Origin of the sequence: Streptomyces tagetis, assembly GCF_018069565.1 — a bacterium.
Lineage (GTDB): Bacteria > Actinomycetota > Actinomycetes > Streptomycetales > Streptomycetaceae > Streptomyces > Streptomyces tagetis.
The window spans coordinates 216,237-240,409 of record NZ_JAGPNL010000004.1 but is presented as its reverse complement, the minus strand read 5'-3'; the positions used below and the strand labels follow the sequence as shown (position 1 = coordinate 240,409).

The window sequence follows — 24,173 nt, the reverse complement described above, 5'->3', positions numbered from 1 at the left end:
CGCGCGTTCACAAAGCGCCGCCGCACCGGCGCCCTCCCGATCCGCCCCGTCTCTCCACCGAAGGTGACCCGTGGACCTCAAGACCGCCACCGCCCTCCGCCGCCTCCGCCTGGTCTCGGGCCCCGAGGCGATCTCCTTCCTGCTGCTGCTCGTCTGCTCCGTGCTGAAGCGGACCACGGACTTCAACGCGGTGCCGGCCATGGGCATGATCCACGGCATCCTCTTCGTGCTCTACGTCGTCTTCTGGGCGGACGCCTGGAACCGCGCCAAGTGGTCCGTGGGCACCGCCGGCCTCTACTTCGCCCTCTCCGTGCTGCCGGGCGGCGGCTTCTACGCCGAGCGCCGCCTCAAGCGCGAGGCCGAGAGCGCGGTCATCGCCTCCCGCGCCCGCCAGGAAGGGGTCGTCGGCGCATGATCGTCGCCTTCTCCGTGACGCCGCTGGGCGTCGGCGAGGACGTCGGTGAGTACGTGGCCGACGCGGTCCGGGTGGTGCGCGAGTCGGGGCTGCCGAACCGTACCGACGCGATGTTCACCTCCGTCGAGGGCGAGTGGGACGAGGTCATGGACGTCGTCCGGCGGGCGGTCGCCGCGGTCGAACGCCGGGCGCCCCGGGTCTCCCTCGTCCTCAAGGCGGACCTGCGCCCCGGGGTGACGGACGGGCTCACCTCGAAGGTCGAGACGGTCGAACGCCACCTCGCGCCGTGACCGGCGCGGGCGCCGGTACCGAAAGGCGAGACGGGGCTCCCCGGCATATGACCGGCCGGTAAGGTCTGGTGCCGTGCCGAAGCCGCTCAGTCTCTCCTTCGATCCGATCGCCCGCGCCGACGAACTGTGGAAGCAGCGCTGGGGCGGCGTCCCGTCCATGGCCGCGATCACCTCGATCATGCGGGCACATCAGATCCTGCTGGCCGAGGTCGACGCCGTGGTCAAGCCGTACGGGCTGACCTTCGCGCGCTACGAGGCGCTGGTGCTGCTCACCTTCTCCAAATCGGGCGAGCTGCCGATGTCCAAGATCGGCGAACGGCTCATGGTGCATCCCACCTCCGTGACGAACACCGTGGACCGCCTGGTCCGCTCCGGCCTCGTGGCCAAGCGCCCCAACCCCAACGACGGCCGCGGCACCCTCGCCACCATCACCGACAAGGGCCGCGAGGTCGTCGAGTCCGCCACCCGCGACCTCATGGCCATGGACTTCGGCCTGAGCGCCTACGACGCCCAGGAATGCACCGACATCTTCACCATGCTCCGCCCCCTGCGCGTCGCGGCGGGAGACTTCGAGACCGACTGACCCCGCACGCCACCGGCCGTCTGTCGTGAGGAGAGCGGATATGCGGATGGGGATCACCGGGCATCGGGGGCTCGGTGGGGATGTGGAGGGGTGGGTGCGGGAGAGGCTCGGGGTGGTCGTGCGGGCGTGTGACGCCGCCGGGCTGGTCGGGGTCTCGTGCCTCGCGGACGGGCCCGACGCCTGGTTCGCCGAAGCCGTGCTGGCGCACGGCGGGCGTCTGGAGGTGGTCATTCCGGCGGCCGGGTACCGCGAGGCCCTTCCGGAGTGGCACCACGCCACCTACGACGCCCTGCTGGAGCGGGCCTCCGAGTGCCACCGGACCGGTTGGCGGGAGTCGACGTCCGAGGCGCACATGGCGGGCTCGGAGATCCTCGTGGGCCTGTCCGACGTGCTCCTCGCGGTGTGGGACGGCGAGCCCGCCCGGGGCTTCGGCGGCACCGCCGACGTGGTCGCGTACGCGGAGCGCAGCGGTGTCCCCGTACGGGTCCTGTGGCCGGAGGGCGCCACCCGCTGACCAGGTCCGGGACGGGCGGGGTGACTTACCGCTCCCCGCCGTCGCCGGGGTTTTCCGGGCGGTTACGCTCGTGTCCATGAAGCGAAGCGTGTTGACCCGCTACCGGATCATGGCCTACGTGACCGGTGTCCTGCTCGTCGCGCTGACCATCGGCATGATCGGCAAGTACGCGCTCAAGATGGACGGCGCGGCCGACTTCACGCAGGTCGTCAGCATCGCCCACGGCTGGCTGTACGTCGTGTACCTGATCTTCGCCTTCGACCTCGGCTCCAAGCTGAAGTGGCCGGTCAAGAAGCAGATCTGGGTGCTGCTGGCCGGCACCGTCCCCACGGCCGCCTTCTTCGTGGAGCGCCGGATCACCCGTGAGCTGGACGCCGCGGCCGACGCCGGGACGCCCGCCGTGGCCAAGGCATAGCGGTTCTTTCCCGCTGCGAACCCACCGCGGCACCGCCGCATGGAGCAGCGCGCGGCGCTCACCGATCGGCGCATATCGGGGCATCCCTAGTAAATTCGACACCATGGACGCTGACGCCGTGGAGGAAGGCCGCCGTCGCTGGCAGGCCCGGTACGACGCCGCGCGCAAGCGGGAGGCCGACTTCGGCACGCTCTCCGGCGATCCGGTGGAGCCGGTCTACGGGCCCCGGCCGGGGGACCGGTACGAGGGGTTCGAGCGGATCGGGTGGCCGGGGGAGTACCCCTTCACCCGGGGGCTGTACGCGACCGGGTACCGGGGGCGTGCCTGGACCATCCGCCAGTTCGCCGGGTTCGGCACCGCACGGCAGACCAACGAGCGGTACCGGACCATCCTGCGCAACGGCGGCGGCGGGCTCTCCGTCGCCTTCGACATGCCGACGCTGATGGGCCGCGACTCCGACGACCCGCGCTCGCTCGGCGAGGTCGGCCACTGCGGGGTCGCCGTCGACTCGGCGGCCGACATGGAGGCGCTGTTCGACTCCATCCCGCTCGGGGACGTCACCACCTCCATGACGATCAGCGGGCCCGCCGTCCCCGTCTTCTGCCTGTACCTCGTCGCCGCCGAACGCCAGGGCGTCGACCCCGCCGCGCTCGACGGCACCCTCCAGACGGACATCTTCAAGGAGTACATCGCCCAGAAGGAGTGGCTCTTCCCGCCCGAGCCCCACCTGCGGCTCATCGGCGACCTCATGGAGTACTGCGCGGAGAACATCCCCGCCTACAAGCCGCTCTCCGTCTCCGGCTACCACATCCGCGAGGCCGGGGCGACGGCCGCGCAGGAGCTGGCGTACACCCTCGCGGACGGCTTCGGGTACGTGGAGCTGGGGCTCAGCCGCGGACTGGACGTGGACGTCTTCGCGCCGGGCCTGTCCTTCTTCTTCGACGCGCACGTCGACTTCTTCGAGGAGATCGCCAAGTTCCGCGCCGCCCGACGCATCTGGGCCCGCCGGCTGCGCGACGTCTACGGGGCGCGGACCGAGCGGGCGCAGTGGCTGCGCTTCCACACCCAGACCGCCGGCGTCTCGCTCACCGCCCAGCAGCCGTACAACAACGTGGTGCGCACCGCCGTGGAGGCGCTGGCCGCGGTCCTCGGCGGCACCAACTCCCTGCACACCAACGCCCTGGACGAGACCCTGGCGCTCCCCGGCGAGCAGGCCGCCGAGATCGCCCTGCGCACCCAGCAGGTGCTGATGGAGGAGACCGGCGTCGCCAACGTCGCCGACCCGCTCGGCGGCTCCTGGTACGTCGAGCAGCTCACGGACCGGATCGAGGCCGAGGCCGAGCGGACCTTCGAGCGCATCCTGGAGCGCGGCCGGCGGGCCCGCCCCGACGGACGGCACCCCATCGGTCCCGTCACCTCCGGCATCCTGCGCGGGATCGAGGAGGGCTGGTTCACCGGCGAGATCGCCGAGTCCGCCTTCCGCCACCAGCGGGCCCTGGAGAAGGGCGAGAAGAAGGTCGTCGGCGTCAACGTCCACACCGGGTCCGTCACCGGCGACCTGGAGATCCTCCGGGTCGGCCACGAGGTCGAGCGCGAGCAGGTGCGCGCGCTCGGCGCCCGCCGGGCCGCCCGCGACGGGCGGGCGGTACGGGCCGCCCTGGACGCCCTGACCGGCGCCGTCCGCTCCGGCGCCGGCACGATCGGGCCGATGCTCGACGCGGCCCGCGCGGAGGCGACCCTCGGCGAGATCTGCGGGGTGCTGCGCGCGGAGTGGGGCGAGTACACCGAGCCCGCGGTCTTCTGACGGCCCGGCGCGGGGCGGGCCCCGTACCCGGGCACCCCCGGCGGGCCCCGTACCGGAGGCCCTCACCGGGCCCCCGTACCGGGAACCCCCACCGGCCCCCGTACCGGGCACCCCCGCCTCACGCCTCCCGCAGTCCTCCCAACAACAGCCGGGTGAAGCCGCGTATCCACGTGTCGTCCGCCGGCTCCGCGCTGACCAGGGTGCGGTGCACCACCGCGCCCGCCACCACGTCGAAGACCAGGTCGGCGGTGCGTCCCTCCTCGGCCGGATCGGTCTGCGGCGGCAGTTCGCCGCGTGCCCGCGCGCGGGACTTGCCCTCCACCACCAGCCGTTTCTGCCGCTCCACGATGGAGGACCGGATGCGCTCGCGCAGCGCCTCGTCCCGGGTCGACTCGGCCACCACCGCCATCAGCCCGCTGCGCGCCTCCGGCCGGGCCAGGATCGCCGCGAACTGCGAGACGACCCCCTCGACGTCGGCGGCGAGGCTGCCCCGGTCCGGCAGCCGCAGTTCGTCGAAGAGTTCGGCGACCGCGTCCACGACCAGCTCGTTCTTCCCCGGCCAGCGGCGGTAGAGCGTCGTCTTGGCGACCCCCGCCCGCGCCGCCACGTCCCCCAGGGTCAGCTTCGACCAGCCCAGCTCCACCAGGGCCGCCCGGGTCGCGGCCAGGATCGCGGTGTCGGCCGCGGCACTGCGCGGACGCCCGGCGCTCCTCCCCCGCGTGCTGCTCTGCATCCACGGACCTTATCCGGCCGACCCCGCACCACCCGTGAGGGAGATCACCGGGGGCGGTCTCCCCGGCGGGCCGCGGTGCCATTACGCTACGACCCGTAGCGAAAGCGCGGGCGGGCCCGCGCCCGAGCGACGACCACCGGCGCGGGTGGGGACCCGGCGCCACGCGACGCACCGCCGAACGGCACACATCCGGGCGGCCTTTCACGCCGCTTTTCACACCTGCGCGGGGGACGGGGGAGGATGGACCCATGCAGCCACGGAACATGTCCATGAGCGGGGTCGTCGACCTCGCCGCGGTGAAGGCGGCCCAGGAGGCCAAGGCGAAGGCGGAGCAGGCGCGCGCCGAAGCGGCCCGGAACGGCGGCGCGGGGGCCGTCTCCCCGGCCGACCTCGTCATCGACGTCGACGAGGCGGGCTTCGAGAGCGACGTCCTCCAGCGGTCCACCGAGGTCCCGGTCGTCATCGACTTCTGGGCCGAGTGGTGCGAGCCCTGCAAGCAGCTCAGCCCGGTCCTGGAACGCCTCGCCGTCGAGTACGACGGCCGCTTCCTCCTCGCCAAGATCGACGTCGACGCCAACCAGATGCTGATGCAGCAGTTCGGCGTCCAGGGCATCCCGGCGGTGTTCGCGGTGGTCGCCGGACAGGCGCTGCCGCTCTTCCAGGGCGCCGCCGGCGAGGCCCAGATCCGCCAGACCCTGGACCAGTTGGTGCAGGTCGCCGAGGAGCGCTTCGGCCTGACCGGTCTGGTCGTCGACCCCGAGGCGGACCCGGGCGCCGAGCGCCCCGCCGCCCCCGAGCGCCCCGCCGGACCGCACGACGCCGCACTGGAGGCCGCCGTCCGCGCGCTGGACGCGGGCGACCTGGCCGGCGCCGTCCAGGCGTACAAGAACGTGCTGGCCGAGGAGCCGGCCAACACGGAGGCCAAGCTGGGCCTCGCCCAGGCCGAACTGCTCCAGCGGGTGCAGGACGCCGACCCGCAGCGGGTGCGCCAGGAGGCCGCCGAGCGTCCGGGTGACGCCCAGGCGCAGATCGCCGCGGCCGACCTGGACCTGGTCGGCGGTCACGTCGAGGACGCCTTCTCGCGCCTCGTCGACACCGTACGGGTGACCGCCGGCGAGGAGCGGGACGCGGTGCGGGTGCGGCTGCTGGAGCTGTTCGAGGTCGTCGGCGCCGAGGACCCCCGGGTGGCCGCGGCGCGCAGGGCCCTCGCCCGCGCGCTGTACTGAGGAACCGGACGGGCCCCGGCCGGTCGCCGACCGGAGGGGCCCGTGGGAAAGAGCCGGCGAAGAGACACCCATGCGGCCGCGCTTTACCAAATCTTGGTAATCGCGGCCGCTGTTACTGTCGGTAAGTCACCCTCGTCGGTCTGTCGGTTTCCGTCCGGCGATGCGCCCCTTTGTTCCGGCCCTGTGAGGCACCCAGCGTCGCCGTCCGGCGGCGGCGTGTCGTGCCGCGGACATATGGCCGTTACCAGCGAGTAACGAACCCCCTTGTGCGGGCGGCGAGAATGCACCACGATCGGCGACGCTCGGTCCATTCCCCGCAGCCCGAGAGCCAGTCGGGCGGCGGGGCTCCCTGGGTCCCCACCGAGCGGTTCCGGCGGCAGGTGCGCCGGTTCCTGGGCAGGGGGGTCTTCGCCCACCCGGTGAAGCCTGCCCAGCAGGGTTGTGCGTGATGTGCGTCAGGCGCGACCAGTGGTTGTCGCTCGGGGGTGAACGCCGGTGATTCGGGCGCGTCTTCGCGTGCCGCCGAGCGCGGGCGCTCTCCTTCCCGAGGACGTAGCACTTCTCCCATCCCTGCCCGGCCGAGCCGCCGAACCGGGGCGAGCCGAGGCCAGGGGATGTACGTCCGAGAAGGAGGAAATATGGAGTCCCAGGTGCGTGGCGGGACCAGATGGAAGCGGTTCGCCGTGGTCATGGTGCCCAGCGTGGCCGCCACGGCCGCGATAGGCGTCGCGCTGGCACAGGGCGCGCTCGCCGCCTCGTTCAGCGTCTCCGGCCAGTCGTTCAAGGTGACGGCGGACCGGCTGGAGGGCACGGGCTTCTCCCAGTACGGCGCCATCGACTCGGGTTACACGCTGGACGGCAAGCAGACGGCACACCCCGTCGCCGTGTCGGCGTTCCAGTCCGCGACGATCAAGGGCATGTGCCAGTCCGTGGTCACCCCGGACATCCCGCTGCTCGGCTCGGTCAGCCTCATGCTGACGGCCGGCGGGGGCAAGAACCCGGTCGAGGCCAAGAACCTGTACATCGACGTCGAGGACCTTCAGGCCGACGCCACGTTCCACGGCATCGACATCGGTGTCGCGGCGAAGGACGCGAACAAGGGTCCCGGCATCAAGAAGGGCGACACCGCGAACCCGTACGGATTCGCGCAGCAGGCCGACTCGGCCACGCTGACCGACGTGAAGCAGACGGCGTGGGCGACCACCGCCGGAACCTTCAAGCTCAGCGGACTGAAGATGTCCCTGTCCACGGGTGTCAAGGAGTGCTACTAGGCACTCGCTGACGGGCGGGGGAGCCGAGGGCGCCCCCGCCCGTCACCTCTCCGGCCGCGCCCTGGCGCGCGGCCGTATCTCCACCAGAGCAACGCCGTACCAGGGAGCTGTTTTCCATGAGCGCCGAGACCCCTGCCGCCTCCGGTCAGTTCGTCCGCCGAAGGCAGCAGTTCCGCGCCTGGCGGGGCACGCGGCCGTTCTGGGCCGGACTGTTCGTCGCGCTCGCCGGACTCCCCATCGCCTACTTCCCCTACGCCCACCTCCAGATCGGCCATCTGACGCTGGCGATGGCCACCACCGCGGGCGCCGGGTCCCTGATCATCGGCGTGCTGCTGGTCGTCCTGGGCATCAGCCTCTGGTTCCAGAAGCACGTCCAGGTCTTCGCGGGCGTGGCGGCGATCCTGCTGGCGCTCGTCTCCCTCCCCGTCTCCAACCTCGGCGGCTTCCTCTTCGGCTTCCTGCTGGCGCTCATCGGCGGCGCGATGGCCGTCTCGTGGGCGCCGGGCGACCCGTCGCGGGAGACGGGCCGGGACGCCGGGGGAGAGGGGCACGCCCCGCAGGGCGCGCTGCCGGCGCCCGCCGCCGTGCGGGACCCGGTACCGCCGGCGGAGGACGGGACGGACGGCGGAGGTCCCTCCCGGGCCGTCGAGGCGCCGGAGGACAACGATCTGTCAGGAACGAGCCCGGCCAACGGGGCGAACGGGAGGCACAGTGCCGGCTGACGAGGAGACCCGCGGGAGTGACGCGGGCGCGTCCCGTGCGAGAAACGGGCCGCGCCACGCGGCACCCAGAAAGCCGTTGTTCACCAGGTTCCACATGCCGGCCGGGAAGGCGATAGCCCTGGCGGCGATGCCCACCGCGGTCCTCATGGGCATGGGGTTCACGCCGACGCTGGCCCTCGCCGACGGCAACGACGCGAGCCCGGCGGCCAAGAGCCTGACCGCCGACGAGTACAAGGAGTGCGTGGCCGCCCTGGAAGGGGCGGAGCAGGACGGCTCCCCGTCCCCGACGCCCTCCGCGAGCGCCGGGGCGGAGCAGGAGGACGAGGCCGGCCGGGACGACGACGGTGGCGGCGACGACGGCCCCGAGGGCGGGCCCACCGACACGGGCGGAGAGGTCGGCCAGGGCGCCGAGGACGCCGGTGACGTCGGCAACAGCGCGGGTACGGACGGGAGTTCGCCCTCGACGCCGGATTCGGGTTCGGGTGACGAGGCCGGCACCGCACCCTCGGCCCGGCAGGCGAAGGAGAAGACCGGCGGCGCCGAGGCGCCGGCCCCGGCGCCCTCCGCCTCGGAGAGCCGCGGCGGGCTGCTGAAGGACATCGGCGACGCGCTGGAGGACCTGCTCACCGGCGGCGCCAAGGCCGGCGAGACCCCGGCCCCCGGCGCCTCCGCCTCCGGCGGCCCCTCCCAGGACGCCTCCGCCCCGGCCGAGGACGCCGGGAAGGACGGCGGCAAGGAGTCCGGCAAGGACGGCGCCGAGGCCCCGGGTACGGACGGCGGCGCGGGGACCGGGAAGGAGACGGCCGGGAAGGACACGGCCGGGAAGGACACGGCCGGGAAGACCGGCGGGGGCTCCACCGGCCCCGCCGAGGAGCCCGCCGCCGAGGAACCGGCCGCCCAGGAGCCGGCCGAGGAGCCCGCCGAGGAGGCCACCCCCTCGCCCACCCCGACCCCCACCGCCACCGAGACCCCGGGCAAGGACCTCGACGGCTGCCCCCTCGCCACGGACGCGCGCGGCGGCGTCGACAACACCGTCCCGCTGCCGGACGGCCCCTGGTACCTCAACGCCAGTTCCCTGCTGCTGAAGGGCGCCTCCTACCAGGGGATCGTCGAGGTGCGCACGGCCAACGGCACCACCAAGAAGGTGCTCAAGTACGTCATCTCCCAGGGCACCGACATCGGCGACCTGCACCAGACGGTCAAGGACGACCAGTCCGGCCGCACCTACCACGTGCAGGCGGCCAAGGGCTCGACGTCCACGATCCGCGACGGCCGGACGGTGATGTACACGGAGAGCATCTCGGGCAACCTGCTCGGGCTGATCCCGGTCACCTTCGACCCGGAGCACCCGCCCCCGCTGGACATCCCGCTGATCTACTTCACCAAGGTGACGGTCGTCCAGGCCGGCCAGTTCGGCGGCACGCTGCACATCCCCGGGCTGCACCAGTACACGACCTGAGCGGGCACCCCCGCGAACGGCCGGAGGGCGCCCCCCGCCCGTGCGGGGAGCGCCCTCCGGCGCCGCTGCGGTCCCGGTCGCGCGTCAGGCGCGGCGGGTCTCGCCCAGGTGGTGCACCCGGACCATGTTGGTGGTGCCGGGCACGCCGGGGGGCGAACCGGCGGTGATCACGACGATGTCCCCGTCGTCGAAGCGGCTCAGCCGCACGGTCTCCTGGTCGACCAGGTCCACCATCTCGTCCGTGCTGTTGACGAACGGCACCACGTGCGGCTCCACGCCCCAGCTCAGCGTGAGCTGGTTGCGGGTGGCCTCGTCGGTGGTGAAGGCGAGGATCGGCTGCGTGGCGCGGTAGCGCGAGAGACGGCGCGCGGTGTCGCCGGACTGGGTGAAGGCCACCAGGCCCTTGGCGCCCAGGAAGTCGGCGATCTCGGCGGCGGCACGGGCCACCGAACCGCCCTGCGTACGCGGCTTCTTGCCCGGCACCAGCGGCTGGAGGCCCTTGGAGAGCAGCTCCTGCTCGGCCGCCCGGACGATCTTCGACATGGTCTTGACCGTCTCGACGGGGTACGCGCCCACGCTCGACTCGGCGGAGAGCATCACCGCGTCGGCGCCGTCCAGGATGGCGTTGGCGACGTCGGACGCCTCGGCGCGGGTCGGGCGCGAGTTGGTGATCATCGACTCCATCATCTGGGTCGCCACGATCACCGGCTTGGCGTTGCGGCGGCACAGCTCGATCAGGCGCTTCTGCACCATCGGGACCTTTTCGAGCGGGTACTCGACGGCCAGGTCACCGCGGGCGACCATCACGCCGTCGAAGGCCATGACGACGTCCGCCATGTTCTCCACCGCCTGCGGCTTCTCCACCTTGGCGATGACGGGCACCCGGCGGCCCTCCTCGTCCATCACCCGGTGCACGTCGGCGACGTCCGCCGCGTCCCGGACGAAGGAGAGGGCGACCAGGTCGCAGCCCATGCGCAGGGCGAACCGCAGGTCCTCGACGTCCTTCTCGGACAGCGCGGGGACGTTCACCGCGGCGCCGGGCAGGTTGATGCCCTTGTGGTCGGAGATGACCCCGCCCTCGATGACCATGGTCCGCACCCGGGGGCCGTCGACCTCGGTGACCCGCAGCTCGACGTTGCCGTCGTTGATGAGCACCTGGTCGCCCTTGGCGACGTCGGCGGGCAGGCCCTTGTAGGTGGTGCCGCAGATCGTCCGGTCGCCCGGCACGTCCTCGGTGGTGATGGTGAACTCGTCGCCGCGCACCAGCTCGACGGGGCCCTCGGCGAAGGTCTCCAGACGGATCTTGGGCCCCTGGAGGTCGGCCAGGACGCCGATCGCCCGGCCCGTCTCCTTGGCCGCGGCCCGGACGCGGTCGTACCGCCCCTGGTGCTCGGCGTGGGTGCCGTGGCTGAAATTGAAGCGGGCCACGTTCATGCCCGCCTCGATCAGCGCGACGAGCTGCTCGTGGGAGTCGACCGCGGGGCCGAGAGTACAGACGATTTTCGAACGGCGCATGGGGCGATCCTATCTGTTTGTTTCGCTGCGGAATATTCCGTCTGGCGGAAGGTACAGATGGGCGCCGGGGCGCTCACTCGTGAATTCCTCCTCCGGGCCCCGGCGCTTCCTCAGACGTCCTTTCCGACCAGCTCGTAGGTCTGCGTGGCGATCTCCAATTCCTCGTCCGTCGGGACCACGGCGACCGCCACGCGGGCGTGCGCGGGCGAGATGAACCGCGCCGCGTCGCCGGGTGCGGTGTTCAGCCCGCCGTCCACCTCCAGGCCCAGGGATTCCAGGCCGGCGAGGGCAGCCTCGCGCACCGGTGCGGAGTTCTCGCCGACCCCGGCGGTGAAGGCGACCGCGTCCACCCGTCCGAGGACGGCGTAATAGGCCCCGATGTACTTCTTCAGCCGGTGAACGTAGATGTCGAAGGCGAGCCGCGCCCGTTCGTCACCCGCCTCCACGCGGCGGCGGATCTCCCGCATGTCGTTGTCACCGCAGAGCCCGATGAGACCGCTCTTCTTGTTGAGGAGTTCGTCGATCTCGTCGGCGGACATTCCGCCGACCCGCATCAAATGGAAGATGACCGCCGGGTCCACGTCTCCCGAGCGCGTACCCATCACCAGCCCCTCCAAAGGCGTCAGCCCCATGGAGGTGTCCACGCACCGGCCGCCGCGCACCGCGGAGGCCGAGGCCCCGTTGCCCAGGTGGAGCACGATCACGTTGACGTCCTCGGGCTCCTTGCCCAGCAGGCGCGCGGTGGCCCGGGAGACGTAGGCGTGCGAGGTGCCGTGGAAGCCGTAGCGGCGGACGCGGTGCCGGTCGGCGGTCTCGGTGTCGATCGCGTAGCGGGCGGCCGACTCCGGCATCGTGGTGTGGAACGAGGTGTCGAAGACGGCGACCTGCGGCAGGTCCGGGCGCAGCCCCCGGGCGACGCGGATGCCGGTGAGGTTGGCCGGGTTGTGCAGCGGGGCGACCGGGATGAGGCGTTCGATCTCGGCGAGCACGGCGTCGTCCACGACGGTCGGCTCGGTGAAGCGCCGGCCGCCGTGCACCACCCGGTGCCCGATCGCGGCCAGCTCCGGCGAGTCGATGCCGAGCCCGTCCTTGGCCAGCTCCTCTGCCACCGCCTCCAGGGCGGCGTCGTGGTCGGCGACGGCGCCCTCGCGCTCCCGGTCCTCGCCGCCCGCCCACAGCGGCCGGTGCCGCAGCCGGGAGGTCTCCTCGCCGATCCGCTCGACCAGGCCCACCGCCAGCCGGCTGTGGTCGCGCATGTCGAGCAACTGGTACTTCACCGACGAGGAGCCGGAGTTGAGGACCAGGACACGGGTGGGGCTCACGGGGCGGACGCCTCCTCGGCGGGGGACTGCTGGGCCTGGATCGCCGTGATGGCGACGGTGTTGACGATGTCCTGGACGAGGGCGCCCCGGGACAGGTCGTTGACCGGCTTGCGCAGCCCCTGGAGGACCGGGCCCACGGCGATGGCCCCGGCCGAGCGCTGCACGGCCTTGTAGGTGTTGTTGCCGGTGTTGAGGTCGGGGAAGATCAGCACGCTCGCCTGTCCGGCGACCTCGGAGCCGGGCAGCTTGGTCGCGGCGACCGACGGCTCGACCGCGGCGTCGTACTGGATCGGGCCCTCGATCTTCAGGTCCGGGCGGCGCTCGCGCACCAGCTCGGTCGCCCGGCGCACCTTGTCCACGTCGGCGCCGGAGCCCGAGGTGCCGGTCGAGTACGAGAGCATCGCGATCCTCGGCTCCACCCCGAAGCGCGCGGCCGTCTCGGCCGACTGCACGGCGATGTCGGCGAGCTGCTCGGCGTCCGGGGCCGGGTTGACCGCGCAGTCGCCGTAGACGAGGACCTTGTCGGCCAGGCACATGAAGAAGACCGAGGAGACGATCGACGCCCCCGGCGTGGTCTTGATGATCTCGAAGGCCGGGCGGATCGTCGCCGCCGTCGAGTGCGCCGAACCGGACACCATGCCGTCGGCCAGCCCCTCCTGGACCATCAGCGTGCCGAAGTAGTTCACGTCGGAGACCACGTCGTACGCCAGCTCCACGGTGACGCCCCGGTGGGCGCGGAGCGCCGCGTACTTCTCGGCGAAGGAGTCGCGCAGTTCGCTGGTGGCCGGGTCGATCAGCGTGGAGTCGCCCAGGTCGATGCCGAGGTCGGCGGCCTTCTTGCGGATCTGCTCGATGGGCCCGAGCAGGATCAGCTCGCACACGCCCCGGCGCAGCAGCACCTCGGCGGCGTGCAGCACGCGCTCCTCGGTGCCCTCGGGCAGGACGACCCGGCGCAGACGGCCGCGGGCCTGCTCCAGGAGCTGGTGCTCGAACATCATCGGCGTGACCCGGTCGCCGCTGGGCGCGGAGACGCGGCTGCTGAGGGCGGTGGTGTCGACGTACCGCTCGAAGAGGCCGAGGGCGGTCTCCGCCTTGCGGGGCGTGGCCGCGTTGAGCTTGCCCTCCAGGGAGAAGAGCCGCTCGGCGGTGGGGAAGCTGTTGGCCGGCACCGAGAGCACCGGGGTGCCGGGGGCGAGGCGGGCGGCGAGGGTGAGGATGGCCTCGCCGGGGACCTCGTCGAGGGTGAGCAGCACACCGGCGATCGGCGGGGTGCCGGCGCTGTGCGCGGCGAGGGCGCCGATCACCAGGTCGGCGCGGTCCCCGGGGGTGACCACCAGGCAGCCGGGGGTCAGCGCGGCGAGCAGGTTGGGCAGCATGGCCCCGCCGAAGACGAAGTCCATGGTGTCGCGGGCGAGGCCGGAGTCGTCGCCGAGGACCACCTTCGCGCCGAGCGCGTGCACGATCTGGGAGACGGTCGGCGCGGAGAGGGCGGGCTCGTCGGGCACCACCCAGCACGGCACCGGCAGCCGGTCGGCGAGCCGGGCGGCGATCTCGTCCCGGTCCTCGCGGGCCACCCGGTTGGTGACCATGGCGAGCACGTCGCAGCCGAGGCCGTCGTAGGCGCGGAAGGCGTTGCGGGTCTCGGCGAGCACCGACTCGGCGGACTGCTTGCGGCCGCCGACCACGGGGATGACGGCGGCGCCGAACTCGTTGGCCAGGCGCGCGTTGAGCGCCAGTTCGTCCGGGAACTGGGTCTCCGCGTAGTCGGTGCCGAGCACCAGCACCACGTCGTAGTCGCGGGCGACCCGGTGGAAGCGGTCGACCAGGGCGGAGACCAGCTCGTCGGTGCCCTGCTCGGCCTGGAGCGCGGACGCCTCCTCGTACCCCAGGCCGTAGACGGTGGCCGGGTCCTGCGCGAGGCGGTAGCGGGCGCGCAGCAGCTCGAAGAGCCGGTCGGGCCCGTCGTGGACCAGGGGGCGGAAGACGCCGACGCGGTCGACCTGCCGGGTCAGGAGTTCCATGACCCCCAGTTCGACGATCTGCCGGCCGTCGCCGCGGTCGATGCCGGTCACGTACACGCTGCGCGTCACGCGGGCTCTCCGTTTCGTCTGAGGCGGCGGGCCCCGCGCCCAGAATTCACCCGTGAAGGTGAGCGGAACCCTCTTGACAGTACCTTCTCCTACGGATAGGACGCCCCTGCGTCAGGGGGGCCGACCGGGCCACTTCCAAGGGGCCGGAAGGGGTCGGGCGGCCACTTGGGGGACGTGAAAGAATCGAATCTGGCTCACCGGCGTCAACAGCGAGCAGGAGACACAGCACGATGCGTATCGGAGTTCTCACCGCAGGCGGCGACTGCCCCGGCCTGAACGCAGTGATCCGGTCGGTCGTGCACCGAGCGGTCGACAACTACGGCGACGAGGTCATCGGCTTCGAGGACGGATACGCCGGTCTGCTGGAGGGCCGCTACCGCGGTCTCGACCTGAACGGGGTCAGCGGCATCCTGGCCCGCGGCGGCACCATCCTCGGCTCCTCCCGCCTGGAGCGCGACCGGCTGCGCGAGGCGTGCGAGAACGCGGCGGACATCGCCCGCGACTTCGGCATCGACGCGCTGATCCCGATCGGCGGCGAGGGCACGCTCACCGCGGCCCGGATGCTCTCCGACGCGGGCCTGCCGGTGGTCGGCGTGCCCAAGACGATCGACAACGACATCTCGTCCACCGACCGCACCTTCGGCTTCGACACCGCGGTCGGCGTGGCGACGGAGGCGATGGACCGCCTCAAGACCACCGCCGAGTCGCACCAGCGGGTCATGGTCGTCGAGGTCATGGGCCGGCACGCGGGGTGGATCGCCCTGGAGTCCGGCATGGCGGCCGGTGCCCACGGCATCTGCCTGCCCGAGCGGCCCTTCGACCCGGGCGACCTGGTCAAGATGGTCGAGGAGCGCTTCGCCCGCGGCAAGAAGTTCGCCGTGGTCTGCGTCGCCGAGGGCGCCCACCCCGTCGAGGGCACCATGGACTACGGCAAGGGCGAGATCGACCTGTACGGCCACGAGCGCTTCCAGGGCATCGGCACCGCCCTCGCCCACGAGCTGGAGCGCCGGCTCGGCAAGGAGGCCAAGCCGGTCATCCTCGGCCACGTCCAGCGCGGCGGCACGCCGACCGCGTACGACCGGGTCCTCGCCACCCGCTTCGGCTGGCACGCGGTGGAGGCCGCGCACCGGGGCGAGTTCGGCCGGATGACGGCGCTGCGCGGCACCGACGTGGTCATGGTGCCGCTGGCCGAGGCCGTGACCGAGCTGAAGACGGTGCCGAAGTACCGGATGGACGAGGCCGAGTCGGTCTTCTAGCCCCCGGCCGGAGCCCGTCGTCCGGCGACCCCGCGCCGCCGGGCCGGGCCCGCGGGACTTGCCGTGCTGCCGGGTCGGGTTCACGGGGTCTCTCGTGCTGCCGGGTCGGGTTTACGGGACTTCTCGTGCTGCCGGGCCGGGCCTGCGGGACCTCCCGTGCTGCCGGGTCGGGCCCGCGGGACCTCCCGTGCTGCCGGGTCCGGTCCACGGGGTCTCCCGTGCCGCCGGGCCGGGCTCACGGGGCTTGCCGTGCTGCCGGGCCGGGCCTGCGGGACTTGCCGTGCTGCCGGGCCGGGTCCACGGGATCTCCCGTGCCGCCAGGTCGGGCCCGCGGGACTTCCCGTGCCGCCGGGTCGGGTCCACCGGACTCCCGCGCTGCCGGCCGGGCCCACCGGACTCCCGCGCCGCCGGCCGGGTCCACCGGACCTCCCGCGGGCCCGGTCAGCGGGTGGGGAGCCAGCGGTAGACCAGTTCCGGCCGTCCCACCTGGCCGTAGAGCGGGCTGCGCACCGCCCGTCCGCTCTCCACCAGGTGCTCCAGATAGCGCCGGGCGGTGATCCGCGAGATGCCGACGGTCTCGCCCACCCGCGCGGCCGTCAGCCCCTCGGCCTCCTCGCGCAGCGCGCCCGTCACCCGCTCCAGGGTCGGCCCGCTCAGCCCCTTCGGCAGGTCCGCCGGGCCCGGCGCCCGCAGTGTGGCGATCGCCCGGTCCACCTCGGCCTGTCCGCTCGCCTCCCCGGCGGCGCCCCGGAACTCCGCGTACCGCACCAGCCGGTCCCGCAGCGTCCCGAAGGTGAACGGTTTCAGCACGTACTGGACCACGCCCAGGGAGACGCCCTCGCGCACCACCGCCAGATCCCGCGCCGAGGTCACCGCGATCACGTCGGCCTGGTGCCCGGCCGCCCGCAGCGAACGCGCCAGCCGCAGCCCGTGCACGTCCGGCAGGTGCAGGTCGAGCAGGAGCAGGTCGACCCGCACGCGCTCCAGCGTCCGCCGCGCCTCCGCGCCCGAGTGGGCCGTGCCCACGCAGGTGAACCCCGGCACCCGGCCGACGTACATCGCGTGCGCGTCCGCGGCGACCGGGTCGTCCTCGACGACCAGGACCCGGATCGGCTGCCCGGCGCTCACGCCCCGCCTCCGGTCACGGCCCGGCCGGCCGCAGCCGGGGGCGCCTCGCCGCCGGACGCCGCCAGCGGCAGCCGCGCCTCGAAGCGGGCCCCGCCGCCCTCGGCCCGCGTCACCGTCAGCGTGCCCCCGTGCCGCCGCACGGCCTGCCGGGCCAGCGCCAGCCCGAGGCCCCGCCCGCCGGGCCCGGCCGGTTTGGTCGAGAAGCCCCGTTCGAAGACCCGGTCGGCGTGGGCCGGGTCGACGCCCTCACCGGTGTCGGAGACCCGCAGCACCAGCTCCGGGGCGGCGCCGACGGTGTCGGCGTGGGCGGTGTAGGCGGCCACCGTCACCCGCGAGGGCGTACCGCGCTGGGCCGCGTCGACCGCGTTGTCGATCAGATTGCCCAGGATCGTCACCAGATCCCGGGCGGGCAGGGACGGCGGCAGCAGACCGTCGTCCAGCCGGTTCTCCCGTGACACCACCAGCTCCACCCCCCGTTCGTTGGCCTGGGCCGTCTTGCCCAGCAACAGCGCCGCCAGCACCGGTTCGCCCACCGCCGCCACCACCTGGTCGGTGAGGGCCTGCGCCAGCTCCAGTTCGGCCGTGGCGAACTCCACCGCCTCCTGCGCGCGGCCCAGTTCGATCAGCGAGACCACCGTGTGCAGCCGGTTGGCGGCCTCGTGCGCCTGTGAGCGCAGCGCCTGGGTGAAACCCCGCTCGGAGTCCAGTTCGCCCATGAGCGAGCGCAGCTCCGTGACGTCGCGCAGGGTCACCACCGTGCCGCGCCGCTCCCCGCCGGAGACCGGCGAGGTGTTCACCACCAGCACCCGGTCCGCCGCCAGGTGCACCTCGTCCATCCGCGGTTCCGAGGCGAGCAGCGCCCCGGTCAGCGGCGCGGGCAGTCCGAGGCTCGCCACCGGCGTGCCCACCACGTCGCCGTCGAGGCCGAGCAGTTCCCGGCCGCCGTCGTTGATCAGCGCGACCCGGTACCGCCCGTCCAGCATCAGCAGCCCTTCCCGCACCGCGTGCAGCGCCGCCTGATGGTAGTCGTGCATCCGGCTCAGCTCGTCGGCGTTCATGCCGTGGGTGTGGCGGCGCAGCCGGGCGTTGATGACGTAGGTGCCGACCGCGCCGAGCAGCAGCGCGCCGCCGGCGACCAGGAGCAGCGCGGCCACCTGCTCCTGGACCTGCTTGCTGATCTCCTCGACCCGGATGCCGGCGCTGACCAGGCCGACCACCCGCTCGCCGTCGAGGACCGGGGTGACCGCGCGCACCGAGGGGCCGAGGGTGCCGGTGTAGGTCTCGGTGAAGGTCTCGCCGTGCTGGGCGCGCTCGATGTGCCCCTGGAAGGAGTGGCCGATCTGGAGCGGGTCGGGGTGGGTCCAGCGGATGCCGTCCGGATTCATGATCGTCACGAAGTCGACCCGGGCGTCCCGCATGACCCGCACCGCGTACGGCTGGAGCCGGGCGGTCGGGTCCGGGGTGCCGATGGCCTCCGTCACGGACGGCGAATCGGCGATGGTCAGCGCCACCGACCTGGCCTGACGGCCCGCCGCGGCCTCCGCCTGCTGCCGGTCGCCGACGTAGGTGAACAGCGAGTATCCGGCGACGACGACCGCGATCAGCACGGCCTGCATGGCGAAGAGCTGGCCGGCCAGGCTGCGGGGTCTCGGGACGCGGAAGGGCATGCCTGCCAGTCTCCCTCGTGGCTGATTGTGAACTAAATGAACGCAAGGGTGACCGCGCTCACAGCTTTGGAGATAGTCGCCCCGTTCCCCTGAATCCGGACGTGAGCCGCACGCCGGTGACAACCGACGACGACGTCAAAGGAGGGCCGCCGTGACCACCCCTGCCGATACGGCACCTGCCGCACCCCGAGCCAAGCGGGACCGCACGCACTACCTGTACATAGCGGTGATCATCGCGGTGGCCCTCGGTATCGCCGTCGGGCTCGCCGCGCCCGACTTCGCCATGGAGCTGAAGCCGATCGGGACCGGCTTCGTCAACCTGATCAAGATGATGATCTCGCCGATCATCTTCTGCACGATCGTGCTCGGCATCGGCTCGGTGCGCAAGGCCGCGAAGGTCGGCGCGGTGGGCGGCATCGCCCTCGCCTACTTCCTCGTCATGTCGCTGGTGGCGCTCTCCATCGGCCTGCTGGTCGGCAACATCCTCGACCCGGGCACGGGCCTCGCGGTCACGGACGCCGTCAAGGAGACCGGACAGGCGCAGGTCGACGCCGAGGCGAAGGACACCACCACCTTCCTGCTGGGCATCATCCCCACCACGATCGTCTCCGCCTTCACCCAGGGCGAGGTCCTCCAGACCCTGCTGATCGCGCTGTTGTGCGGCTTCGCGCTCCAGGCCATGGGCTCCGCCGGCACGCCGGTGCTGCGCGGCATCGAGCACATCCAGCGGCTCGTCTTCCGCGTGCTGGCGATGATCATGTGGGCCGCCCCGATCGGCGCCTTCGGCGCGATGGCCGCCGTCACCGGATCGGCCGGACTGGAGGCGCTCAAGAGCCTCGCCGTGCTGATGCTCGGCTTCTACATCACCTGTTTCCTCTTCGTCTTCCTGGTGCTCGGCGCGCTGCTGCGCGTGATCTCCGGGGTGAACGTCCTCTCGCTCTTCAAGTACCTGGGCCGCGAGTTCCTGCTGATCCTGTCCACCTCGTCCTCCGAGTCGGCGCTGCCGCGTCTGATCGCCAAGATGGAGCACCTGGGCGTCAGCAAGCCGGTGGTCGGCATCACCGTCCCGACCGGCTACTCCTTCAACCTCGACGGCACCATGATCTACATGACCATGGCCTCGCTGTTCATCGCCGACGCCATGGGCACCCCGATGTCGATCGGCGAGCAGGTGCCGCTGCTGCTCTTCCTGCTGGTCGCCTCGAAGGGCGCGGCGGGCGTCACCGGCGCCGGTCTGGCGACGCTGGCCGGCGGACTCCAGTCGCACAAGCCGGCCCTGGTGGACGGCATCGGCCTGATCGTCGGCATCGACCGCTTCATGAGCGAGGCCCGCGCCCTGACGAACTTCGCGGGCAACGCCATCGCCACGGTCCTGGTCGGCACCTGGACCAAGGAGATCGACAAGGCCCGCGTGGAGGAGGTGCTGGCCGGCCGGGCGCCGTTCGACGAGACGACGCTGCTGGACGACGGCCACGGCGGCGCGGACGACAGCGCCGACGGCGGCGAGAAGGAGCCGGCCGCGGCGCCCGGCACCGGCGGCGAGAAGGAGCCGGCCGCGGCGCCCGGCACCGGCGGCGAGAAGGAGCTGGCCCGGACCTGATCCGGCCGCTTCGCCAGAAACCCCGGGCGGCTGAGGTGCTCCCCCCTCGCTCAGCCGCCCGGTCCGGCCGCCGGTCCCGCCGCTCGGGCCGGCCGGTCGACACAAAGAAGAAATCCCCCGGACGCAATTGCGTCCGGGGGATTTCCCTGCGTATATTGAATGGTTCACGACTTCCGGAAAAGAGGCCGTGAAGAAGTCCACTGATCTCAGTATATCCGCGCGGGAGCAGAATTGTCAAACGTGCCTCACACCGAATTGCCGGACGAGGAATTGCGGTACGAGCAGGAATTCGTCGACGGCTTGTACGCCCGGGTGGACGCGCTGCGCGGCGACACCGAGGGCTCGCTCACCGACGCGCTCGCCCAGGGCGACACCCCCATGCAGGCCCGGCTGGAACGGGACATCCTGGTCGCCGAGCGCTCCGGGCTGCTCGCCGCGCTCAACTCCGTGGACGGCTCCCTCTGCTTCGGCCGGATCGACCTCGCCGACGGCGGCAGCCACCACATCGGCCGTATCGGGCTGCGCGCCGAGGACGCCGACCGCACCCCGCTCCTCATCGACTGGCGGGCCGACGTCGCCCGCCCCTTCTACCTGGCCACCGGCCACACCCCGATGGGCCTGCGCCGCCGCCGGCACATCGCCAGTGAGGGCCGCCGGGTCACCGCCCTGCACGACGAGATCCTCGACCTCGGCGACGAGACCCGCACCGGCCACGAGGACCCCTCCGGCGACGCCGTGCTGCTCGCCGCGGTGAACTCGGCGCGCACCGGCCGCATGGGCGACATCGTGCAGACCATCCAGGCCGACCAGGACCGCGTCATCCGCGCCCCGCACCGCGGCGTGCTGGTCGTCGAGGGCGGCCCCGGCACCGGCAAGACCGCCGTCGCCCTGCACCGCGCCGCCTACCTGCTCTACGAGCACCGCGACCTGCTCGCCAAGCGCGCCGTCCTCATCGTCGGCCCCAACCCGGCCTTCCTCGGCTACATCGGCGAGGTGCTGCCCTCCCTGGGCGAGACCGGCGTCCTCCTCTCCACCGTCGGCGAGCTGTTCCCCGGCGTACGGGCCACGGCGGCCGACACCCCCGAGGCGGCGGCGGTCAAGGGCCGGGCGGAGATGGCCGACGTCCTCGCCCAGGCCGTACGGGCCCGGCAGTCGCTGCCCGACCCGGTCATCGCGATCGAGCACGACCGGGAGGTCCTGCTCCTCGACGACGACCTGGCGAGGGTCGCCCGGGACCGCACCCGTGCCGTCGGGCTGCCGCACAACGCGGCCCGCGAGCACTTCGAGGGCCATCTGCTCAACACGCTCACCGACATGGTCGCCGAGCGCATCGGCACCGACCCCTACGACGGCTCGAACCTGCTCGACCCGAGCGACATCACCCAGATCCGCGACGAACTCGCCGAGAACCCGGAGGTCTGGGCGGCCATCGACCGGCTCTGGCCGCGCCTGACCCCCCGGCGTCTGGTCGCCGGCCTCCTCGCCGCGCCGGAGGAGTTCCTGTCCGCCGAGGACGCCGCCGCGATCCGCCGCCCGGTCACCCGGCGCTGGACCGTGGGGGACGTGCCGCTGCTGGACGAGGCCGCCGAACTCCTCGGCGAGGACGACCGGGTGGCCCGTTCCCGCGCCGAACGGGAGCGGGCGGAGCAGGTCGCCTACGCGCAGGGCGTGCTGGACGTCTCCTACGCCTCGCGCACCTACGAGTTCGAGGGCCTGGACGACGAGGACGCGGAGGTGCTGTCCGCGCACGACGTCATCGACGCCGAGCGGTTCGCCGAACGGCAGGAGGAGGACGACCACCGCAGCGCCGCCGAGCGCGCGGCGGCCGACCGGAGCTGGGCCTTCGGGCACATCATCGTCGACGAGGCGCAGGAGCTGTCCCCGATGGCGTGGCGGCTGCTGATGCGGCGCTGCCCGACCCGGTCGATGACCCTGGTCGGCGACCCCGCGCAGACCGCGGAGCCGGCCGGCGTCGGCTCCTGGTCGAAGATCCTCGCCCCGTACGTCGAGGACCGCTGGGTCCACACCCGGCTCGGCGTCAACTACCGCACCCCGGCCGAGATCATGGAGCTGGCGGCGGACGTGGTGCGGGCCGCGGACCCCTCCTTCGTACCGCCGAGTTCGGTCCGCTCGACGGGGACCGCGCCCTGGGTACGGGCCACCGCCGACCTGCCGGCCGCCGTGGCCGAGGCGGTGCGGGAGCTGACCCCCGAGGAGGGCCGGCTCGCGGTGATCGCCCCGCGCGAGCTGCACCGCGCCCTCGCCGCCGGGCTGGACGGCGTCACCGAGGGCGCCGAGCCCGACCTCACCCGGGACGTCGTCCTGCTCGACCCGCGCCAGGCCAAGGGGCTGGAGTTCGACTCGGTGCTGGTCGTCGAGCCCGGCCGGTACGGCACGAGCGACCTGTACGTGGCCCTCACCCGGGCCACCCAGCGGCTCGGCGTGCTGCACACCGGGCCGCTGCCCCACGGGTTCGCCGCCGCCTAGGAGGGGTCCGGGCCGGGCCCGCCGGAGCCTCGCAAGGGAGGCGGGGCCGGCCGGATGCCCGCCGGCCGGCCGTGCCGCGCCTGCCGCCCGGCCGGCAGCGGGCCCGGGGCGCGCACCCCGGGCCGGCCGAGGCCGAACTCCGCGGTGCCCAGGGGCCGGCCCGGCGCGGGTCAGGGCATCAGGCGGGCCGGTCCCGGGGCGGCCAGGCGGCGGACCGCGGCCAGCGGCACCGGCAGCCAGTCGGGGCGGTGGCGGGACTCGTACACCACCTCGTAGACCGCCTTGTCCGTCTCGAAGGCGCGCAGCAGCACGGGATCGGTGCGCGGGTCGTGGCCGGCGACCCGGGCGTACCCGGAGCAGTACGCGGCCCGGCAGGTCTCGGCCCAGCCGGGTACCGGGGTGTCCGCGGACCGCGCCGCGTAGTCGAAGGAGCGCAGCATCCCCGCGACGTCGCGCACCGCCGGCTGCGGCATCCGGCGCTCCTCGGGCGGCCGGTCCGGCTCGCCCTCGAAGTCGATCAGCGACCACTCTCCGTCCGGCGACCGCAGGCACTGGCCGAGGTGGAGGTCGCCGTGGACGCGCTGCGCGGTCCAGGTGCGGCCCTGCCCGGCCAGATCGCCGAGGGCGGTGAACGCCGAGCGCAGTCCGGGCGCGTACGGCAGCAGCGCGGGCACCGTCCGGACCGCCTCGGCCAGCCGCCCGGACATGCCGTCGGCGATCCGGGCCATGGCACGGTGTCCCAGGGTGACCGTCGGCAGGGCGCGGGCCAGCGCGGTGTGCACCTCGGCCGTGGCCCGGCCCAGCGCCCGCGCCTCGGCGGCGAAGTCCTCGCCCTTGGACAGTTCGCGCAGGGCCAGCTCCCAGCCGTCGACCGCACCCTGCACGTACGGCTGGAGGACCCCCAACAGCCAGGAATCTCCCGAGAGTTCGGCGGTCATCCAGCCGACGGGCGCGGGCACCCGGGCGCACCCGGCGCGGGCCAGGGCGAGCGGGAGTTCCAGATCGGGGTGGGTGCCGGGGCCGATCCGGCGCAGCACCTTGAGGACCAGACGGTCGCCGTAGACCACGGACGAGTTGGACTGCTCGGCCGTCATCCGCCGCGGCACCAGGCCGGTACGGATCTCGTGGCCCGGGTCCCGGTCGAAGCGGAGCGGGCCGACCCGGGCCCCGCAGCGCACCGCCTCCAGCAGGACGCCGGCGGGCCGGGGGTCGTCCAGGGCGTCGTAGACGACGTGCCCGGCGAGCGGCCCCCGGGTGACGTGCCCGATCAGCCCCGGGGCCGGCCGCGTCGGCGGCACCTCGCGGACGCCGATGACCAACTGGTAGCAGTCGCCGGGCCGTTCGGGCGATCCCGGCGCGGGCGGCTGGTGGACGCGGACCAGCAGGTGGTACAGGCCGGTCAGCGCCCCGGGGGCGCCGTCCGAGTCCGGTGCGGGGGAGGGCAGTTCGGTGACGGCGACCGGGGTGAGGCCCGTGATGGGGCGGCCCTTGCCCGCGAACCAGCGGCGGCGCGGCAGCCACTGCCGTAACAGCGGATCGAGGGACGCGAGCAGGGCGGTGGGGCTCGGGGCGGTGCGGATGACGGCTTCCGGCATGGTCGCGTCCTTTCCCCGGGGTTTCGCGGGGTGTGATGGTTGCGTGCCCGGGGCGGGACGGGGAAAACCGCCCCGCCCCGC

Annotated in this window: 20 protein-coding genes; 13 read left to right on the top strand and 7 right to left on the bottom strand. The window is 73.1% G+C overall.

Going from position 1 to position 24,173, the window contains the following annotated elements:
* Nucleotides 1-70: 70 nt before the first annotated feature.
* The 6 genes from J5Y05_RS16740 to icmA all read left to right on the top strand — a co-directional run bounded on the left by J5Y05_RS16740 (nucleotide 71) and on the right by icmA (nucleotide 4,021).
* The gene (locus J5Y05_RS16740; RefSeq protein ID WP_210873169.1) at nucleotides 71-415 is read left to right on the top strand and encodes a DUF3817 domain-containing protein; all 345 of its coding nucleotides are present in this window, start codon (nucleotides 71-73) and stop codon (nucleotides 413-415) included.
* A complete protein-coding gene (locus tag J5Y05_RS16735) occupies nucleotides 412-705 on the top strand; it encodes an MTH1187 family thiamine-binding protein (protein ID WP_210873167.1) in 294 nt (97 codons plus the stop codon). Before J5Y05_RS16740 ends, J5Y05_RS16735 begins: the two co-directional genes overlap by 4 nt.
* A gap of 73 nt (nucleotides 706-778) precedes the next feature.
* The gene (locus J5Y05_RS16730; protein ID WP_210873165.1) at nucleotides 779-1,288 is read left to right on the top strand and encodes a MarR family winged helix-turn-helix transcriptional regulator; all 510 of its coding nucleotides are present in this window, start codon (nucleotides 779-781) and stop codon (nucleotides 1,286-1,288) included.
* Between the two features lie 40 nt (nucleotides 1,289-1,328).
* Nucleotides 1,329-1,802 carry a hypothetical protein gene (locus J5Y05_RS16725; RefSeq protein WP_210873163.1) on the top strand — a complete coding sequence of 158 codons (474 nt, stop codon included), beginning with the start codon at nucleotides 1,329-1,331 and terminating at the stop codon, nucleotides 1,800-1,802.
* A 76-nt stretch (nucleotides 1,803-1,878) separates the two neighbouring features.
* Nucleotides 1,879-2,217 carry a DUF3817 domain-containing protein gene (locus tag J5Y05_RS16720; RefSeq protein WP_210873161.1) on the top strand — a complete coding sequence of 113 codons (339 nt, stop codon included), beginning with the start codon at nucleotides 1,879-1,881 and terminating at the stop codon, nucleotides 2,215-2,217.
* 103 nt (nucleotides 2,218-2,320) lie between these two features.
* A complete protein-coding gene (gene icmA / locus J5Y05_RS16715) occupies nucleotides 2,321-4,021 on the top strand; it encodes a coenzyme B12-dependent isobutyryl-CoA mutase large subunit (RefSeq protein WP_210873159.1) in 1,701 nt (566 codons plus the stop codon).
* Nucleotides 4,022-4,139: 118 nt separating this feature from the next.
* Here icmA and J5Y05_RS16710 read toward each other — a convergent pair whose 3' ends face one another.
* Entirely contained in the window at nucleotides 4,140-4,754 is a 615-nt protein-coding gene (locus J5Y05_RS16710) for a TetR/AcrR family transcriptional regulator (RefSeq protein WP_210873158.1), read from the bottom strand.
* Nucleotides 4,755-5,002: 248 nt separating this feature from the next.
* Here J5Y05_RS16710 and J5Y05_RS16705 point away from each other — a divergent pair, with 248 nt between their 5' ends.
* The 4 genes from J5Y05_RS16705 to J5Y05_RS16690 all read left to right on the top strand — a co-directional run bounded on the left by J5Y05_RS16705 (nucleotide 5,003) and on the right by J5Y05_RS16690 (nucleotide 9,432).
* A complete protein-coding gene (locus J5Y05_RS16705) occupies nucleotides 5,003-5,980 on the top strand; it encodes a tetratricopeptide repeat protein (RefSeq protein WP_210873156.1) in 978 nt (325 codons plus the stop codon).
* A gap of 638 nt (nucleotides 5,981-6,618) precedes the next feature.
* A complete protein-coding gene (locus tag J5Y05_RS16700; protein WP_030421374.1) occupies nucleotides 6,619-7,251 on the top strand; it encodes a DUF6230 family protein in 633 nt (210 codons plus the stop codon).
* A gap of 116 nt (nucleotides 7,252-7,367) precedes the next feature.
* A complete protein-coding gene (locus tag J5Y05_RS16695; RefSeq protein WP_210873154.1) occupies nucleotides 7,368-7,973 on the top strand; it encodes a DUF6114 domain-containing protein in 606 nt (201 codons plus the stop codon).
* Complete coding sequence (locus J5Y05_RS16690; protein WP_210873152.1) at nucleotides 7,963-9,432, top strand: hypothetical protein; 1,470 nt, start codon at nucleotides 7,963-7,965, stop codon at nucleotides 9,430-9,432. The genes J5Y05_RS16695 and J5Y05_RS16690 overlap by 11 nt, the downstream gene beginning before the upstream one ends.
* An 84-nt stretch (nucleotides 9,433-9,516) precedes the next feature.
* Here J5Y05_RS16690 and pyk read toward each other — a convergent pair whose 3' ends face one another.
* From pyk to pta, 3 genes are all read right to left on the bottom strand, one after another.
* Nucleotides 9,517-10,947, bottom strand: a complete 1,431-nt coding sequence (gene pyk, locus J5Y05_RS16685; RefSeq protein WP_210873150.1) for a pyruvate kinase — start codon at nucleotides 10,945-10,947, stop codon at nucleotides 9,517-9,519.
* 110 nt (nucleotides 10,948-11,057) lie between these two features.
* Nucleotides 11,058-12,269 (bottom strand): acetate kinase, encoded by a 1,212-nt coding sequence (locus J5Y05_RS16680; RefSeq protein ID WP_210873147.1) that lies wholly within the window; start codon nucleotides 12,267-12,269, stop codon nucleotides 11,058-11,060.
* Nucleotides 12,266-14,359 (bottom strand): phosphate acetyltransferase, encoded by a 2,094-nt coding sequence (pta, locus tag J5Y05_RS16675; RefSeq protein ID WP_210873146.1) that lies wholly within the window; start codon nucleotides 14,357-14,359, stop codon nucleotides 12,266-12,268. The genes J5Y05_RS16680 and pta overlap by 4 nt, the downstream gene beginning before the upstream one ends.
* A gap of 230 nt (nucleotides 14,360-14,589) precedes the next feature.
* Here pta and J5Y05_RS16670 point away from each other — a divergent pair, with 230 nt between their 5' ends.
* On the top strand, nucleotides 14,590-15,615 hold the full coding sequence (locus J5Y05_RS16670) for an ATP-dependent 6-phosphofructokinase (protein WP_210873144.1): 1,026 nt from the start codon (nucleotides 14,590-14,592) through the stop codon (nucleotides 15,613-15,615).
* 441 nt (nucleotides 15,616-16,056) lie between these two features.
* Here the strand turns inward: J5Y05_RS16670 and J5Y05_RS16665 are convergent, their stop codons facing one another.
* Together J5Y05_RS16665 and J5Y05_RS16660 are read right to left on the bottom strand one after the other, a co-directional pair.
* A complete protein-coding gene (locus J5Y05_RS16665; protein WP_247614876.1) occupies nucleotides 16,057-16,674 on the bottom strand; it encodes a response regulator in 618 nt (205 codons plus the stop codon).
* Nucleotides 16,675-16,739: 65 nt separating this feature from the next.
* Nucleotides 16,740-18,410 carry a sensor histidine kinase gene (locus J5Y05_RS16660; RefSeq protein WP_210873140.1) on the bottom strand — a complete coding sequence of 557 codons (1,671 nt, stop codon included), beginning with the start codon at nucleotides 18,408-18,410 and terminating at the stop codon, nucleotides 16,740-16,742.
* Nucleotides 18,411-18,561: 151 nt separating this feature from the next.
* On the opposite strand from J5Y05_RS16660, the gene J5Y05_RS16655 reads away from it, so the two are divergent.
* Both J5Y05_RS16655 and J5Y05_RS16650 read left to right on the top strand, forming a co-directional pair.
* Nucleotides 18,562-20,010, top strand: a complete 1,449-nt coding sequence (locus J5Y05_RS16655) for a cation:dicarboxylate symporter family transporter (RefSeq protein WP_210873138.1) — start codon at nucleotides 18,562-18,564, stop codon at nucleotides 20,008-20,010.
* 213 nt (nucleotides 20,011-20,223) lie between these two features.
* Complete coding sequence (locus tag J5Y05_RS16650) at nucleotides 20,224-22,497, top strand: HelD family protein (protein WP_372450499.1); 2,274 nt, start codon at nucleotides 20,224-20,226, stop codon at nucleotides 22,495-22,497.
* 170 nt (nucleotides 22,498-22,667) lie between these two features.
* Here the strand turns inward: J5Y05_RS16650 and J5Y05_RS16645 are convergent, their stop codons facing one another.
* Complete coding sequence (locus J5Y05_RS16645; protein WP_210873136.1) at nucleotides 22,668-24,092, bottom strand: maltokinase N-terminal cap-like domain-containing protein; 1,425 nt, start codon at nucleotides 24,090-24,092, stop codon at nucleotides 22,668-22,670.
* Nucleotides 24,093-24,173 lie beyond the last annotated feature (81 nt).